The sequence below is a fragment of the Sporosarcina sp. P2 genome (assembly GCF_002743255.1).
Lineage (GTDB): Bacteria > Bacillota > Bacilli > Bacillales_A > Planococcaceae > Sporosarcina.
The window spans coordinates 21,483-38,562 of the sequence record NZ_PDYY01000006.1; the positions used below are offsets into that span (position 1 = coordinate 21,483).

Sequence of the window (17,080 nt, forward strand, 5' to 3'; positions counted from 1 at the left end):
GAAGCACGATGTCGCTGATTTTCTCCCTTTCACAACCACAAACTAGTTGATCGGAGTGGAAGGCGGCGACTCCCGATGGATCAGCCCGATCAGGTGAGACAACCAAAAGAGAGCGTAGCGAACTGGTTGGCTCACCGCGGGCCCATGGGAAAGCATCCGCCTGGAACGCAGATCAACGGTGCCCTCCCCATCACTTCTCTCTATTTCGGAAAGAAAAAAATCCCTATCGCTCTTTCTTCCATTGTACCGAAAGAAAAGAAAGACAGGAACCGTTAACCTTTATTCTTTTTTACGATCACCATGCACACTAGAAAAACTCCTGAAATCTTCTTCGACTTTCCGCGTCAACCTGCGCTCGAACCATTTCCCAACCAACCACAGCAAGAAAATAACGACAAACATAATCAACGTCCGAATCGGCTGCGTGACGAGCGCTCGCACATCATACCCAATAAACGTAATCATCATAATCATCACCAGCTTACCAAGCATCAGCACGAACAAATAATTCTTCTTATTCATATTCGACAAGCCCGCCACGAGATTCACCAAAGCGGAAGGCGTAAACGGAAAACAAATTAAGACAAACAACGGACCAAAACCATTACGCTCGACCCATTGAATTAACTGTTGCACCTTTTTAGGACGGGTCAGGAACGAGAAGAACTTGTTGCCGCCAAATCTCCGGACGAGCAAGAACACCACATACGAACCCGCTACCGTTCCAGCCCAGGAAAGCAGAAAGCCTAGCCAAAAACCGAATGCGATGGCATTGGCGATAACAAATACGAAAAGTGGCAGAAATGGGAGGAATGCCTCCAAAAACGTTGGAATTAATCCCATGAAAAAACCTAGAGCCTCATACTGCTCTGCCAAATCCTCCACTTTATCAATTGATAGCCATTCATTCATCGCCAACACCCTCACTGATTTTCATAATTTTTAGTCATAACGCTGTAGAATTTGTTGAATTATAGTATACTAGCTCCTAGATTGGTAAAAGAAAGATGGGCTGCCTAGTGAATACAACCTTTTTTCATGGCCTGAAAGCAGGATCGAGCATTGCCATTGGCTACTTTCCCGTTGCGCTGACATTCGGACTGCTCGCTAAAACGACTGGCCTCTCGATTATCGAAGCAACCGCAATGAGTTTATTCGTCTACGCGGGAGCCGCTCAATATATGTCACTTAGCTTACTTGCGACCGGTGTTGCGCCGTGGCTCATCGTGACGAATACATTTATCGTCAATATTAGGCACTTTCTCATGACGGCTGCTCTAAGCGAGAAAGTGGAGCCTGCGCCAAAATGGAAGAAAGCCATCTACGCATTTGGAATCACTGATGAAACATTTTCCGTTCTTGCTACGCAGAAGAATCGGCAAGTCACTACCGCCTTTACGTTTGGCGTTGCCTTGATTGCCTATAGTAGTTGGGTGATCTTTACAGCAGTTGGTCACGTCATCGGAGCCAACTTACCACAATTTCTGCAAAAAGCGATGTCCGTTGCGCTCTATGCGATGTTCATCGGCCTGCTTGTCCCGTCCATGAAAGGCAATCGCAAAGTGGTGTTGCTCGCCGTGATTGCAGCAGCCATTCACTGCGCACTGTTTTACACGCAGTTACTATCTACTGGATGGTCGATCTTGGTCGCGACGCTCGCCTCCGCTATATTTGTTGAGATTCTTTATGTAAAGAGTAATAAGAACGTCGAACGCTTTACTAAACGGAAGGAGGCTAACTGATGGGATCTATGTATTGGTGGATGTTGCTTGGCATGGCCGTTGCTACATATGTACCCCGAATGATTCCGTTGACCATTCTTGACGGCAAGGAATTACCGCCAATCGTCAGTGGTGTGTTGCGCAATATTCCATATGCAGTGCTTGGTGCACTTATTTTCCCGGCTATTTTACATATCCAAGATGATATTCTTTTCGGTGTAATCGGTGCGATCACAGCGTTTACACTAGCTTTCCTCGGCCTCGACGTAATGTTTGTCGTGATTGGTACCATTGCAGCGCTCGCCGTGTACAGTTTATTTTAACTCTTACTCTCACTATTCCCCACTGTGGAGACAATTAAAACAGGTACTAGCTAGTATTTGAGACAAAAAAAGCGGTTTTCAAAGCATATACGCTCTTTGAAAACCGCTTTTTCACTCCTCGGTTTGATTCAGTCGTGCATTCTTCACCATGCGCGATGCAAACCAAAAACCTACTGTCAAAGACACCGCATCCGCTACATACAACATCCAGTTATGCGTATAGCCCGCATAGACCGATGCTGCGATAAGCGACAATGTCAATATTAATCCAACGACGTGATGAAATGTCACGCGCGTAAAAAATACAACTAAAATCCCTGGCAACAACATCGCAAATAGTAACTTCGTATCGAAATCATGCATATTGTTCTCCCCTTTTAACGCACAACCACAATACCTAGACGGAAGTGGTCATGACGGAACAGCACTTGTTGCTTTAGACGTACCTCTTGATCACGGCCGATTACTTGTAAACGACAGTGTGCGGCATTGACTTGGATCGCATCGTATAATTCATCTTCATTATGAATCGAGATCCCGTTTACCGACTTGATCAAATCACCCGGCACTATGCCCATTTTCTCTGCAGGTGAATCGCTAAGAACCGCTACTACATACACACCTTCTGATTGAGGCACTAACAACACTTGCTTATTCCGTTCTGATAGTGAAATCATAGCACTCAACAAGATACGGCATAGAACCCCGGCGAGCAATGCTGCCCAACCAAGTACCGGCATCCAAATTGCACCAATACCTACCACCGCGACAGCTACACCGAGCCAAGCTATCGCTTTTCCCATTTTAGGAAGTAGCACGTCCGGGAACGTAGAACGAATCCATTGCGAGAATCCGATGACTACTGGAACCGGAATGAATGAAAATTGTTCTGAGCCCAGTGTGAATTGCGGCCAGTATGGAGCAAATTCCGCTACCATATGTCCAGGTACTATAAATACCACCGGCACGAGCCATAGTAACTTCGACTGATAAATTGCACCACGCATTCCGCGCTGAGTCGGAACAAACGATGGAGACGTATGACGCGCCGCATGACGACGAACCAACAAGCCTTCTGAAATTAACAACAATCCTGCAATAATCGGTACCGTAATCGCTAATGTACCGAAGAAGTCTAGGTCTTCCTGAACGAACCACGTGCCGATTGAAAAATCTCCCGCAAAACGATCCAATGCCCACAGCGCAAAAAATGCGAGAGTTACATAGTAGATCGGTGAGGCTAGTTTATAGGAGAAGGATACGATAACGAGCAACATGATAACGGATAAAACAATGATCCAGTTAAAATCGACGATCAATCCAACGCCAGCGATTAAAATCGATAGAACTAGACCGTGCAACCAACCTACTGAAATAGCATGTTTCATTTCAGTGGAACTTTTGTTTATGCCCACATTGAAATCTGTTCGCTCGCGGCTTACGCGTTTACTGCCAAGCATATAGGCAGCCACTAAAGCGATTAGCCAGACGGGATTCAGAAAAAAGTACAGTACTGCATCTTTTAAATTAAGTAATAGTTCGCTAGACATCTTCTGTCACCTTTCTCGCTTGTCTTTATAGCTCTTTTCTTCATTGTACAAAAAAAGAAGGAAAATAGCGAGAGAGTTCTGAAGGAAGTTCCAATTTAAGCTAAATTGCATGAAAAAAGAGGCTGTTCGCACGTGTCCTGTTTTTTCAAGACCTTGCCGAACCGCCTCAGCTATTATTTTTCCAGTTTATTGACGAGGAAATCGACCGCCATACGCAACTGTTTGTCGTTCTTTGGCTCAGCCCGATATTCTTCTGCAGCCGTTTTTAATGCCGTGAAGAATTCTCTGTCCATATCATAGCCTTCTTTGATTTCATACTCCGCGCGGAATGCATGTACCGCTTCTGCCGTTTCGCGATCGAAATAGCCATCCGTTCTACCTGGACGATGATCAAATGCTTTGAGCATGCGTTGCGCATAAGCAACTTGGTCATTGAAATGCCCTTCTTTCATAGTATCTGTTACCATCTGCAAGTGCTCTGTAAATAAAGCATTCTGTTTTACTTCAATATCTGCTGTGACCCCTTTGCCATGAATCCACTTTTCTTTAGGCGTCAACCATTTACTCGTCGATAGTTTTAATTCTCCACCGTTAGATAATTCCATCGTTTCTTGTACGGTTCCTTTGCCAAAACTTGTCGTGCCGATAATCTCACCACGTTTCAAATCTTTGATCGCTGCACTCAACACTTCACTTGCAGATGCGCTACCTACATCCTGTACGATAACAATCGGGACGTGTTTCAAGCGTTCATTAAATGAAAGCTTATCGTCCTTCTCCGTTGACACTGGCGTTAAATTCCCTGTTGCATCTTGCATCACGACGAACGTTCGATCTTCTTCCAATAGACTACTGGAAATTTCGGATACAGCCGTCAAATAGCCGCCCGGATTACCGCGCACATCAATGATGATAGCTTGGGCACCTTTTTTGAGGACGTCAGACGTAGCCTTTTGCCACTCTTTTGCTGTCTCTTCACCAAACATGCTTAGCGCTATGTACCCGAGCTTAGCATCCCGTTCTTTAATCAGCTCATGCGACACAGATATCACAGGCATGTGATCGCGTGTGATGGTGTATTCCATATGCTTATCCGCTTCAGGCCGGAAAATAGTCAACTTCACTTCCGTCCCTTTTTCGCCCCGTATCATATTGACTACGTCGCGTAATGTTTCATTGGCCAAACGTTCTCCGTTGACACGCACAATTTCATCATAAGGCTGTAATCCCGCCTTTTCAGCAGGACCTCCTTTAATTGGCGCTACGACAATATACTTGCCATTCGTCCGTGTCATTTCCGCACCAATCCCTACACGTGATCCTGCGAGTGATTCCCGGTGAGACTCTGCTTCCTGTTCGGTCAAATACGTCGAATACGGGTCACCGATTGTATCGGTCATCCCACGCAACGCCCCTTCAATCAGCTCGTCCTTCTTGACTGGGTATACGGCTCGCTCTTGAATCTTTTCAAATACCTCATCTACTACAGGTAACTTACTGATCGACTCATTCTTTGCAGCTTCCTGCTTCCCGCAGCCATTTAGCCATATGGCGCCGATCAGTAATAACACCCCCACCAAAAAAAGCCTGCTCTTACGCATTCATAACCTCCTCCTCTCTTCACTATATGAAGAAAGACAAGGAGTTACGACACGAGAACAGACTCTTTTTTCAGTCCATGGAATCGACTAATTCATTCAATGTTTTTTCATCTAATGGGCCAATGACTTTTTGTGCAATGCGCCCTTCTGTATCAATCATATACGTTGTCGGCATCGAGAACACACCATACGTATGTGTGACTTCCGCCGTCTTGTCTAGCGGAATCGGGAAGCTTAATTCATAGGAAGCCACAAACTTTTCCACTTCACCTATACCACGTCGCTCAGATTCTGTGACGTTGACTGCGATGAGTTCCACTTGGTCTTCATCCGTAAGTTTTGAATAATAACTTTCCATATGCGGCATTTCTGCTTTACATGGAGGACACCATGTAGCCCAGAAGTTCAAAATAACTTTCTTCCCTTTTAACTCGGAAAGCGTCACCGTTTCGCCAGCAAGTGTTTCAAGTGTAAAGTCCGGGGCAAGTGAATATTGCTCCAAACCTTCCTCTTCTTGCAATGCATCTGCCTGGCTTGCTTGTGTAATCGGTGTTTCCACCGGTTTTTTCTGGCCAGTAGAATTTTCTACCATGATAAAGATCAATGCACCGACGAGCAATGCGGTAATAATATATCCGATCATTTTCTTACTCACTTTACCTCTTCCTTTCCACTAATCGGTTGGGCGGAAGATTTCTCTACCCCCCACATTAACAAACCAATAAAAATGGTCGTGATGAATGCTGTGTTCAACAGATTTCCTTGAATGGCGGATACGAGAAAATGAGCCGCTAGCAAGACACCAGCAAGTTCGCTCACTGTATTGATTTTCTTTTGTTGACACCACCACGACAGCATAAAGACGGCGACAAATAATAGAATCGTTGCGCTTTTCACAACCAGACTGCCTTCATTAAGAAACGTCATAGCGATTTGATAGACAGCTTGCCAGCAAATTAACGCAAGCAATAACGACCATTTATCGATACGCTTCCACTTCTCTTTATATACTCGCCGAAGCATCAATAAACCTGCTACGACTAGCCCGAGTATCCAACCAAACTTTCCCCCGTGGAAATAAAGAATAGACAGTGGATTTTTCATGACCATAGTGAAATCTGTTAAAATCACTGACAATTTCCAAATGATTACGACATGGAAAAATAAATCTCCGATTCGTTCGCCATGCACTTTGCCAAAGTATAATCGAATGAAAAGATAGGTCACTAGGAAACCCGCAATGAAGGCAATCCAAGAAGACGGCATCGTAATAGAACCGATTGGATAATACTGCGTAACCGGCATTGTCCATCCTCCTAATCTTTCTATGAACGTATGAAAACCCACCTTTTCAGGCAGGTTTTCAATTTATGCTATACTAAAAAGAAACGTAATGCAAAGGATTGACTGCACTTGGTCCTGTGGCGGAGAAGTTTCCTATATGCACTTCAAAATGCAAATGCGGACCTGTTGAGAAGCCTGTCGAACCGACCGCTCCAATGAATTGACCTTTATCGACAGATTGTCCTGAACTTGTACCAATCGAGGAAAGGTGAGCATAGACCGTCGTCATGATCTGACCCTTTACAGAGTGCGTGATCATAATCACGTTACCGAACCCTTCCATACTGCCCGTATACGATACTACACCATCTCCTGCCGCTACAACCGGAGTTCCTGTAGGTGCACTAATATCCATTCCACGGTGCTGTTTTCTCACTTTCGATATCGGATGAGTCCGCCAGCCAAATCCTGAACTGAAACTACCCGTTGTCGGTTTTGTCCAGGATCCACTTGAGACAGGCGGAGCAGCATTGGAACTGGAACTGGAACTGGAATTCGAAGATGCACTTGAACGGCTATTTGCCGCGGCGGCTGCTGCTTCTGCTGCCAATCTTTCTTGCTGCAACTTATGCTTTCTCGCCTGTTCCTTACGAGCGATTTCCGCTAAACGATTTTGCTCTGCGATAATCTTCTTCTCAAGTTTAGAACTGAATGCTACCGTTTCGCTATATTCTTCTTCTAACGCGCCTTTTTCACTCGAAAGTTTTTCTTGACTCTTTTCGAGCTGATTGACAACTTCTCTTTTTTCAAGCTTTTTGTTATGCAATTCGTCTTTCAATGCTTGAATTTTTTGCTTGCGCTCTTCTTGTTCCGCTAATTTCTGCTCAACAAGTTTCTTTTCTTCCTCAAGCAACGCTATATCTTCTTCTTGCTGTTGAATGATTTTTCGATCTGCATCCATCAATGTAGATACTGCCGAGAAACGGTCAATGAAATCCGCGAAACTGTTAGCGCCAAGAAGCACGTCCAAATAACTGACTTGGTTCCCCTTGACTTGCATAACGCGAACGCGCTCACGCAAAACTTCGTCTCGTTGTTTGATTCGAATCTCTAATTCTTTAATAGATGATTGAAGTTCCTCAATTTCAATTTGGGTCTGATTCATTTCTGCAATGATCCGATCCATATTTTGATTGGTTTCTTCAATTTTGTCATTTAGTTTTTTAATTTGGGAGACCAGTACATCGACTTTCGCCTGTTTCTCCTGTATCTGAATTTCTTTTTTCTGAATAGTAGAATCTAAATTTTTCTTCTTGATATCTGCTGCATTTTTTTCATTCTGCAAATCTTTCAAAGAGTCCGCGAAGACGTCTGCGCTGCCAACCGTTGTGGTAAGCAGACAAATCGCAAGGACACTTGAAATGATTCTATGTCTTTTTATCAAATTCTATTTCTCTCCTTAGTAAAACTTACGATTTCAAGAATTTCCTGACGGACATGAAACTGCCCCAGACGCCAATAAAGACGGCGACGAATAGTAGTAAAAAGTTTAATTGTAATAGGAATGGGTTAGGATCTAGCAAATGGAATAATTGATTTTGCAAACGACCTTCCCAGAAACTATACAACTTCGAATAAAATGTCGTCATAAGAGCCATCGGAAGAATCGCACCGAGAATTCCAAGCCACACGCCTTCGAGCATGAAAGGAATCCGTACGAAACTATCTGTTGCACCGACCAGTTTCATAATATCGATTTCTGTACGTCTCGCCACGATGGTGAGTCGTATCGTATTCGATATGAGGAACATAGCGGTAAACAGCAAGGCTACTATTAAGCCGAGTCCGATGTTTCGTCCTATTTTTAAGACATGGAAAAGTTTTTCTACCTTGCCTTCTCCGTACTCCACGTCAAAAGTATGCGGGTACGTTGCGATTTCATTTGCGATGGATGCGGTGTTTTTCGGATCATCCGCTTTAACATATAATGCATCACCGAGGGGATTGTCCTGTTTATAGAGCGCTAACTCATCACCGAACGATTGAATCATGCTCTCCAATTCCTGTTTCCGTGAAGAATACTGGACTTCGGCAACACCTGAGGTTTCTTTGACTTCCTGCAATAGTTCCTGGACTTCATCTTTACTAGCGCCTGGTTCCGCGACTACTTTGATTTCCACATCATTTTCGATGTTATCAGCCAGTTGATTCAAGTTCATCATGATGACGATGAATACGCCAATCAATAATAAAGTCACGGTCACAGCGCTCACTGAAGCAAAGGTCATCCAGCCGTTTCGACTAAGACTTTTGAAACTTTCCCGAATATGACGTCGTACTGTTCTAGATTTCATTGGAGTATTCTCCTTCGTTCTCATCTCGTGTGATGAGTCCGCCTTCGATCTGTATCACGCGATGTGGTTGATTATCTACAATATCTTTATTATGTGTAGCCATAATAATTGTGGTGCCTTGTGCATTTATCCGTTCAAAAATCTTCATGATCTCCCATGAAGTCTCTGGATCTAAATTCCCTGTCGGTTCGTCTGCAATAACGAGTTTCGGTTGATTGACAATCGATCGTGCAATCGACACGCGTTGCTGTTCTCCACCTGACAGTTCATTTGGAAACATTCTAGTTTTCTTGGTGAGTCCTACTAATTTCAGCACTTCTGTCACTTTTTGACGTATGACACTCGGTGATTCTTCAATTACCTCTAGCGCATACGCGATATTTTCGTAGACAGTCAGTTTTGGCAGAAGTTTAAAGTCTTGAAATACTACGCCAATTTGTCTTCTCAAATAAGGGACATCTTTTCTTTGCATTTTTGTTAGTTCCGTATTGTTGAAGTAAATCAAGCCACTAGATGGGACTTCTTCACGATACATCATTTTAATGAACGTGGATTTACCTGCGCCACTCGGTCCAACAACATATACAAATTCCCCTTTTTCGATTTCGACATGAATTCCGTTAGACGCTACAACGCCATTCGGGTACTTTTTGTATACATTTTTCATTACAATCATACATCATAACCACCTGAATTTTGTTTTTCTCTCATATTCGCCATTTTTATTATAGCATGGCCTTCATATTACTATGTATTACAGTTATGTATCAATTAATCAAGCAAGCGAAATAGGTAAAAAATGTTCTTTATGAATGAACAAAAAAATCGCCACCAAGAAAATCTTGGAGACGATTGAGTATTCATTATTTCTTTTCAGCTAACCAAGCAGCAACTGCGTCTGCTTCTTCGCCTTGAATAATACCAGGAGGCATAGCGCCTTTACCGTTCACAATCACGTCGTGGATTTCTTCTTCAGAAAGTGTTGCACCAATTTTATCAAGTGCTGGTCCTGCTCCACCTTCTAAGTTTCCTCCGTGACATGACGCACAGCTTTGTTGTACAACTGCTTCTGCATCTACTTCGGAAGTAGCTGCGCCGTTGTCTTTTGTAGCGTCATCATTTGGTTCTGAAGCGTTGTCGTTGCCTCCACCACAAGCACCGAGAACTAGTGCTGCTCCGAAGAGTGTAGCCAATAGTTTGTTCTTCATGTAATATCCTCCCTTTTACTTAAATTTTTCTAACATATAGTAGTATACCAAATCTCGATCGATTTATGGTGAATAGAGAGGATAAAGTTACAAATTATCGAGGATAATCATGTTTTTCGTCTCTTTCATCCCATAAAAGACGCTTTGGTAGTAAGTACATATATAGTATTGACCAAATTGACAATTCTTAAACATAACATTTTGTCATGTGGGTAAAATTACGAGTAAATGCGGCGTCCACTATGGAATAGGAGATAAATAAAGATAACTCTTTGTCACAGTCTGTAATATTGTAACGTCTTTGTAATATTCAAAAGACAAATGTGACAAGAGTTCACATACATAATCAATTACAAGATGTTTTTTCATTTACTATGGTCTGCTTTCAGTTTAACGGTGAAAATTAACAGCCAAGCCAACTTACGGTAAACTATACTAATTGTCACCCACTTACATTGTAGGGATTTGCGCGTCCCCTCCGAAGCGAAAATCCCCCACCCCAACAACCATTCCAGTCTATCTACCTCAAAACTCATAATGAAACTACTCCCATTTTTCAAAAAGACAGCCACAACAAGTCATGAAGAAATGACTTGCCCGGCTGTCTTTTTATGATTAAGAAATTCTTGAACGCAAATACGCATTAATAAATTGGTCGATCTCGCCGTCCATCACAGAACTAACGTTACCTGTCTCTTCATTCGTACGGTGATCCTTCACCATAGAATACGGATGGAAAACATACGAACGTATCTGACTGCCCCAACCGATTTCCTTCTGCTCGCCACGGATATCCGCCAAACGCGCTTCCTCTTCCTCCACGCGAATCTGGTAAATCTTCGCTTTCAAAAGATTCATCGCACGCTCACGGTTCTTAATTTGCGAACGTTCCGTCTGACACGTAACAATCGCACCTGTTGGAATGTGAGTCATACGAACAGCGGAGTCCGTCGTGTTAACGTGCTGTCCGCCGGCACCGCTTGAACGGTACGTGTCAATTTTGATGTCTTCCATCTTCAGATCCAATTCAATATCGCCGTCAAACTCTGGCATGACTTCAATAGAAGAGAATGATGTATGGCGTCTGCCTGAAGAGTCGAATGGGGAGATCCGAACGAGTCGGTGTACACCTTTTTCCGCTTTTAAGTAGCCGTATGCATTATGCCCTTTAATTCCAAGTGTGACAGATTTCACGCCCGCTTCGTCACCTGCTTGATAATCGAGTGTTTCGACTTTAAAGCCATGGTGCTCTGCCCAGCGCGTGTACATGCGAAGCAACATCGACGCCCAGTCTTGGGACTCGGTGCCGCCTGCGCCTGAGTGTATTTCAACTACTGCACTATTTTTATCAAATTCATCGCTCAATAACATTTGAAGATCGAATTGCTCCATCTTCTTTTTGAACTCTTTTAATTCGGCTATCAGATCTTCTTGTAACTCTGCGTCTGCTTCTTCCCGTAGAAGTTCAAGCGTCATTTCCAAATTTTCTTGTATTTCGTTCAATTCGTTATATTCACCGACAATGTCTTTCAATGCATTCGATTGTGAAATAACCTTTTGAGCCGCGTCCTGGTCATCCCAGAATCCTGGCTCCAACATCATTTCATCTAATTCCTGCATGCTAGCCTCTTTGTTTTCTAAGTCAAAGAGACCCCCTAAAGTCCGCTAATTTCTTAGCTGTTTTGTCGAGATCGTTGCGAACATCGGATAATTCTATCATAATGGTTTCCTCCTGAGTGGTTGTTTCTCTTTATGCTTTGCCGTGGCAGTTCTTGTACTTCTTGCCGCTACCACACGGACAAGGTTCGTTACGTCCGATATTGACAGTACGTCGGATAGGCTTTTTAGCAACCGGTGCGCCGTCTTCTTTCGGGTTGTTCGCTTGACCTTTTGCTACTTCTTCGCGCTCCAAGTTATTGCGAATTTCTGCCTTCATGACATACTTCGTCGCATCGTTTTCGATGGCCATTAGCATATCTTCAAACATGGCAAATCCTTCTGCCTGGTATTCACGAAGCGGGTCACTCTGTCCATATGCACGTAAATGAATTCCATTACGAAGCTGATCCATCGCATCGATATGATCCATCCACTTGGTATCAATCGCACGCAACAAGACCACCTTCTCAAATTCACGCATACGCTCTTCAGACATTTCCTGCTCTTTCTCATTATAGCGCGCAATCACCAATTCGTGAATAAATGTTTGCAATTCTTCTGGTGTTTTACCTTCTAAGTCTTCTATTGTCACAGTATCTTCAGCCAATAAGTTCGCTTCCAAATAGTCTTTCAAGCCTTTGGAATATACAGTATTGTCTGCAGTGTGAATCGCCACGACACGTTCAATAACCGAATTCAACATATTCTCAAGAACCGGGCGAATATTTTCTGAACCAAGTACTTCATTACGCTCTTTGTATATCACTTCACGCTGCTGACGAAGTACATCATCATATTGTAATAAACGTTTACGTGAATCAAAGTTATTACCCTCTACTCGTTTCTGAGCAGATTCAACTGAACGAGACACCATTTTCGACTGGATCGGTGTTTCATCGTCCATACCGAGTTTGGTCATCATCGATTTCATTTGTTCAGAACCGAAACGACGCATTAATTCATCTTCTAATGATAGATAGAATTGCGTAACCCCTGGGTCACCTTGACGCCCTGAACGTCCACGTAGCTGATTATCAATTCGCCGTGACTCGTGTCGCTCCGTACCGATGACTGCTAAACCGCCAACGTCTTGGATGTGATCACCCAGTTTAATATCCGTACCTCGACCAGCCATATTGGTTGCAATCGTTACAGCACCTTTTTTACCAGCGTCTTGAATGATTTCAGCTTCACGTTCGTGATTCTTCGCGTTCAAGACATTATGCGGAATGCCGTACTTTTTCAAGAATGCTGAAATGATTTCAGACGTTTCAATCGCTACTGTACCGACTAGCACGGGTTGACCCTTTTCGTGTCGTTCTCTAATATCTTCCGCTACCGCTTTATACTTTCCATCCATCGAGGCGAAGATCAAGTCCGGACGGTCATCACGAGCAATCGGTTGATTGGTCGGAATCGCAATCACGTTCATATTGTAGATGTTGCGGAACTCTTCTTCCTCTGTCTTCGCTGTACCCGTCATTCCAGACAGTTTTTCATACATACGGAAATAGTTCTGGAACGTAATGGTCGCCAGTGTCATCGACTCGTTCTGAACTTCAAGTCCTTCCTTCGCTTCAATCGCTTGGTGCAAACCATCGCTATAACGACGGCCTTTCATCAAACGGCCTGTGAAGGAGTCAACGATGACCACTTCGCCTTCTTCCACCACATAGTCTACGTCATTATGCATACTAACATGCGCTTTTAATGACTGATTGATTGCGTGGTTTAGCGTCACGTGTTGCAGATCGAATAAGTTATCGATACTAAATGCTTTCTCAGCCGCTTCAATCCCTTGTTCCGTCAAAACCACACCTTTAGTCGACTCGTCAAATGAATAATCTTCTTCTTTTTTCAGCGTGATCACAAAGCGATTGGCTAAGCGATATAATTCTTGCGCTTTTGCTGCTTGACCTGAAATGATCAGCGGTGTACGTGCTTCATCGACTAAAATGGAGTCTACTTCATCAATTACGGCGAAATGAAGCGGGCGCTGTACTTTATGTTCATTATAAAGCACCATGTTATCACGCAAATAGTCGAAACCGAGTTCGTTGTTCGTGCTGTATGTGATGTCGGCTTCATACGCTTCCCGCTTTTCTTCTTTGCTGAGACTGTTCAAGTTCAAGCCTACGCTCATGCCGAGGAATGAATACAACTGCCCCATCTCTCCCGCGTCACGGCTAGCCAAGTATTCGTTAACGGTTACTACGTGGACGCCTTTGGAAGTCAGCGCATTTAAATAAACGGCGAGTGTAGAAGTCAACGTCTTCCCCTCACCGGTCTTCATCTCTGCGATATTCCCTTCGTTCAGCGCTGCAGCACCCATGATTTGCACGCGGAACGGATATAACCCGAGCACGCGGCGAGAAGCCTCACGAACGACAGCAAACGCTTCAGGTTGCAAATCTTCAATGGTTTCGCCTTGCTGATAGCGCTCTTTAAATTCATCTGTTTTCGCTGTCAGTTGTTCGTCTGACAGTTTTTCCATATCCTCAGCCAATAATTCTACTTGATCGGCAATTTTCTCAAGTCGTTTTAAGTCACGTTTGTTTGGGTCGAACATTTTATTCAATACGCCAAGCATTTATCGTCACATCCTCATAGCTTCATCAATTAGCAGGACGCACCTGCCAGTTGTAAGTTCGTTGTCTAAGTATATTTAAGCCACACTCCATTTTAACATTGTAAAAAGCTAGGTGCAAATGGTGCGCTGTATCTTTTTTCCTAAGTTTGATTGGGTTAGGCTGAACGGGTGTGGGGGTCACTTCAGTTCCTGAGGGCTCGCGGTGAGCCAACCAGGTCGCAAGCTCCCTTTTGGTTGTCTCACCTGTCGAGCTGATCCTCTGGGAGTCGCCCCTCCTACGCGCCAATCCCTTGCAATGTTAGTGGGTGACACTCATTGTTGTGCATTGAAGATAGGCTTGTAATCGTTTCTATATTAGCTCTTAACACACTTTTGAACTAAACCAGGTTCAGGGTTTTTTACTTATTCACATACTATCGATAGTAAATGATATACGTCTTCCCTCTATATAGTTAGGAGTGCAACGGAAGCTGGGGGCGACTCCCGATGGATCAGCGTGCGCCTTGAGACCCTGGACGAAGCGAAGCGTAGGAAGCGGCTCAAGGCCACGCCCATGGGAAAGCGTCCTCCAACTGGAGTGGAAATCCCTTCCCATACACCAATTAACTCACCACTCCACAGCACTCGCTTTTGATCCCAAATAATTCTAATGACCACAATAAGTAACACACTATCTCTAATGAGGGATTCAAGTATCTCCACTATCTACTTAGGATTGAAGCGGAAGCTGGCGGTGACTCCCGATGGATCAGCCCGATTAGGTGAGACAACCAAAAGAGAGCAACGCGAACTGGTTGGCTCACCGCAGGCCCATGGGAAAGCTTCCGCCAGCTGGAGCTTCAATCCCCTCATACACACCCCGTCACTCACAAGTCATAAACCAAAAAAACAAGCCCAGCATAAGCTGGACTTGTCTCGATTCGTATTAGTTTGTTTCGATTAAGCCATACTTGCCGTCTTTACGCTTGTAGACAATATGCGTGCCGTCGGAATCTGCATCTGTAAAGATGAAGAAACTGTGGCCTAACATGTTCATTTGAAGGATCGCTTCTTCTTGATCCATCGGCTTCAAATCGAACTGCTTCGTACGTACTACGTCGAACTCCGCGTCGTCTTCGATCTCTTGAGTATTATTGCCATCAACCGACTGGAAGAAAGCCGCTACACCCTCACGCTCACGTGACTTACGATTAACACGTGTTTTATATTTGCGAATTTGACGCTCTAGCTTGTCGACGATTAAATCCACAGCTGCGTACATATCATTGTGACGCTCCTCTGCGCGAAGTGTCAAATTCTTCATTGGAATTGTAATTTCCACTTTTGTTTGTTTATCACTATACACTTTCAAGTTAACATTAGCTGTAGCGTTTACACCTTCTGTAAAGTAACGCTCCAGTTTCTCAACTTTCTTTTCAACGTACTCTCTGATCGCCGGAGTTACCTCGACGTTTTCACCGCGAATATTGAAGTCTAACATATGAACTCCTCCTTTTTTAAACCCTCACTACCTTACTTCTTCATAGTACCCTTAAAATCCTTTCTAAAACTTAAGAAGTATGCAGAATTGTAAAGAAACTTCTGATTCATGTTAATTTATTCTGTTTCTTTCACTTTACGGGCATGATGTTTTAATTCTTCGGTGATCAGCGCATCCATTTTTTGCTCTTCATCAAACTCGAATCCATACTCAAAGCCATATTCTGTTTCCTTCTTCCAAGCCACATTACCTAAAATTTCAAAATGATGCTGATAGATTGTAAACTCTAATTGCAGTGCAAGAATTTCTAAACGAACAGGCAGATCCAGATGCGTCACGAACTTCACTCCGCCTGTGCTAATATCCAAAATTTCACAATTTCCTTCATTAGACATGCTTCTCTCTTCATTATTTAGTTGAATGCGGAATGTGGCCGGTATGTATGGATTGAATGTGTACCGAAAGTAGTCGTGGCGATTATAACGCATAGGATTAGTCCTTTCTTTTGAATACGTATATGTAAAAAAACCGAAAGAGATTCCTCTCTTCCGGTTATCAGTGCTTCGAATCGAAATAGGCACCGTCTGGGGACATCTTACCATATGGATTTACATAGCTATTCATGTTTTCTTTTTTTGCTTGGGATTGTGAAATGTCTGTGCGAATCGTATGTGTGAAGCGTTCCAGACTCGTTTGTACATCTTTCTCCAAACGAATTAATTCCTCACCAAATGCATCTTCTTCTGCTGTGAAAGGCTGGGCTATTTGTGACTGCAACAGATCACGTTCATTCAGTATCTGATTAATTTGCTCGATGACTTCATCACGTTTTTCTTCATCTACTACCTGTACAAGCGCAATCAATCGAAGAGAGCGGTCACGCCACATCGTCATGGCAGGTCGGATCATATCTCGCTCACGTTGGAGTATTGTTTCGTACGATTAATCTGGATTACTTGTTTCCACGTATCGCGGAATTCCGTAATGATTCCTGCTGCTTCTTCAAACATCGCCGGATCATTTTGGATATTGCCATCAATCAAGCGGCTGTTCACGAATTCGTACAGGACCAGCATGTTTTTGGATACGTCATAGGATGTATCCAATGTCAGCATCAATTCCGTCACAATCGCTTGTGCTTTTTGAATTGCAATATTTTTTTGCTCCAAATTACCTTTAGCCAGTTCCATCTTCCCTTGCTGAATAAATTTAAGGCATCCGTTATAAAGCATTAAAGTTAGCTCACCGGGCGTTGAAGTCGTCACTGTATTCGTTTGATATGCTGCATAAGGGTTGTTAGTAGCCATGTA

General features: G+C 43.6%; 19 protein-coding genes. 3 read left to right on the forward strand and 16 right to left on the reverse strand.

Annotated elements, in window-relative coordinates; translation table 11 throughout:
• The first annotated feature begins 75 nt into the window (after positions 1 to 75).
• On the forward strand, positions 76 to 276 hold the full coding sequence (locus CSV67_RS07875) for a hypothetical protein (RefSeq protein ID WP_099631052.1): 201 nt from the start codon (positions 76 to 78) through the stop codon (positions 274 to 276).
• Positions 277 to 279: 3 nt separating this feature from the next.
• Here the strand turns inward: CSV67_RS07875 and CSV67_RS07880 are convergent, their stop codons facing one another.
• Positions 280 to 912: a TVP38/TMEM64 family protein gene (locus CSV67_RS07880; RefSeq protein ID WP_099631053.1), complete on the reverse strand. Its 633-nt coding sequence runs from the start codon at positions 910 to 912 to the stop codon at positions 280 to 282.
• 107 nt (positions 913 to 1,019) lie between these two features.
• On the opposite strand from CSV67_RS07880, the gene CSV67_RS07885 reads away from it, so the two are divergent.
• Positions 1,020 to 1,742 (forward strand): AzlC family ABC transporter permease, encoded by a 723-nt coding sequence (locus CSV67_RS07885; RefSeq protein WP_233192578.1) that lies wholly within the window; start codon positions 1,020 to 1,022, stop codon positions 1,740 to 1,742.
• Entirely contained in the window at positions 1,742 to 2,044 is a 303-nt protein-coding gene (locus tag CSV67_RS07890; RefSeq protein WP_099631055.1) for an AzlD domain-containing protein, read from the forward strand. Before CSV67_RS07885 ends, CSV67_RS07890 begins: the two co-directional genes overlap by 1 nt.
• A gap of 111 nt (positions 2,045 to 2,155) precedes the next feature.
• Here CSV67_RS07890 and CSV67_RS07895 read toward each other — a convergent pair whose 3' ends face one another.
• The 15 genes from CSV67_RS07895 to fliS all read right to left on the reverse strand — a co-directional run bounded on the left by CSV67_RS07895 (position 2,156) and on the right by fliS (position 17,077).
• Positions 2,156 to 2,407: a CsbA family protein gene (locus tag CSV67_RS07895; RefSeq protein ID WP_099631056.1), complete on the reverse strand. Its 252-nt coding sequence runs from the start codon at positions 2,405 to 2,407 to the stop codon at positions 2,156 to 2,158.
• A 14-nt stretch (positions 2,408 to 2,421) separates the two neighbouring features.
• The gene (locus tag CSV67_RS07900) at positions 2,422 to 3,594 is read right to left on the reverse strand and encodes a PDZ domain-containing protein (RefSeq protein ID WP_099631057.1); all 1,173 of its coding nucleotides are present in this window, start codon (positions 3,592 to 3,594) and stop codon (positions 2,422 to 2,424) included.
• 173 nt (positions 3,595 to 3,767) lie between these two features.
• Positions 3,768 to 5,195 carry a S41 family peptidase gene (locus CSV67_RS07905; RefSeq protein WP_099631058.1) on the reverse strand — a complete coding sequence of 476 codons (1,428 nt, stop codon included), beginning with the start codon at positions 5,193 to 5,195 and terminating at the stop codon, positions 3,768 to 3,770.
• A 70-nt stretch (positions 5,196 to 5,265) separates the two neighbouring features.
• Complete coding sequence (locus CSV67_RS07910) at positions 5,266 to 5,850, reverse strand: peroxiredoxin family protein (protein ID WP_099631059.1); 585 nt, start codon at positions 5,848 to 5,850, stop codon at positions 5,266 to 5,268.
• Complete coding sequence (locus tag CSV67_RS07915) at positions 5,847 to 6,500, reverse strand: hypothetical protein (RefSeq protein ID WP_099631060.1); 654 nt, start codon at positions 6,498 to 6,500, stop codon at positions 5,847 to 5,849. The genes CSV67_RS07910 and CSV67_RS07915 overlap by 4 nt, the downstream gene beginning before the upstream one ends.
• Before the next feature lie 73 nt (positions 6,501 to 6,573).
• Positions 6,574 to 7,923 (reverse strand): murein hydrolase activator EnvC family protein, encoded by a 1,350-nt coding sequence (locus tag CSV67_RS07920; protein WP_233189646.1) that lies wholly within the window; start codon positions 7,921 to 7,923, stop codon positions 6,574 to 6,576.
• Positions 7,924 to 7,948: 25 nt separating this feature from the next.
• The gene (gene ftsX, locus CSV67_RS07925) at positions 7,949 to 8,833 is read right to left on the reverse strand and encodes a permease-like cell division protein FtsX (RefSeq protein ID WP_099631061.1); all 885 of its coding nucleotides are present in this window, start codon (positions 8,831 to 8,833) and stop codon (positions 7,949 to 7,951) included.
• Positions 8,823 to 9,509 (reverse strand): cell division ATP-binding protein FtsE, encoded by a 687-nt coding sequence (ftsE, locus tag CSV67_RS07930; protein WP_099631062.1) that lies wholly within the window; start codon positions 9,507 to 9,509, stop codon positions 8,823 to 8,825. Before ftsE ends, ftsX begins: the two co-directional genes overlap by 11 nt.
• Before the next feature lie 187 nt (positions 9,510 to 9,696).
• Positions 9,697 to 10,041, reverse strand: coding sequence for a cytochrome c551 (gene cccB, locus CSV67_RS07935; protein ID WP_099631063.1), 345 nt, complete (start codon positions 10,039 to 10,041; stop codon positions 9,697 to 9,699).
• 615 nt (positions 10,042 to 10,656) lie between these two features.
• A protein-coding gene (prfB, locus tag CSV67_RS07940) for a peptide chain release factor 2 (protein WP_099631183.1) occupies positions 10,657 to 11,758 on the reverse strand; the annotation gives its coding sequence in 2 pieces (ribosomal slippage) (positions 10,657 to 11,685 and positions 11,687 to 11,758; 1,101 coding nt in all).
• Positions 11,759 to 11,791: 33 nt separating this feature from the next.
• Positions 11,792 to 14,290 (reverse strand): preprotein translocase subunit SecA, encoded by a 2,499-nt coding sequence (gene secA / locus CSV67_RS07945; RefSeq protein ID WP_099631064.1) that lies wholly within the window; start codon positions 14,288 to 14,290, stop codon positions 11,792 to 11,794.
• A gap of 925 nt (positions 14,291 to 15,215) precedes the next feature.
• A complete protein-coding gene (gene hpf / locus CSV67_RS07950) occupies positions 15,216 to 15,770 on the reverse strand; it encodes a ribosome hibernation-promoting factor, HPF/YfiA family (protein ID WP_099631065.1) in 555 nt (184 codons plus the stop codon).
• A 116-nt stretch (positions 15,771 to 15,886) separates the two neighbouring features.
• Positions 15,887 to 16,258, reverse strand: a complete 372-nt coding sequence (locus CSV67_RS07955) for a PilZ domain-containing protein (protein ID WP_158232901.1) — start codon at positions 16,256 to 16,258, stop codon at positions 15,887 to 15,889.
• A 67-nt stretch (positions 16,259 to 16,325) separates the two neighbouring features.
• Positions 16,326 to 16,679: a flagellar protein FliT gene (gene fliT / locus CSV67_RS07960; RefSeq protein ID WP_099631067.1), complete on the reverse strand. Its 354-nt coding sequence runs from the start codon at positions 16,677 to 16,679 to the stop codon at positions 16,326 to 16,328.
• The gene (gene fliS / locus CSV67_RS07965) at positions 16,676 to 17,077 is read right to left on the reverse strand and encodes a flagellar export chaperone FliS (RefSeq protein WP_099631068.1); all 402 of its coding nucleotides are present in this window, start codon (positions 17,075 to 17,077) and stop codon (positions 16,676 to 16,678) included. The genes fliT and fliS overlap by 4 nt, the downstream gene beginning before the upstream one ends.
• Positions 17,078 to 17,080: the final 3 nt, after the last annotated feature.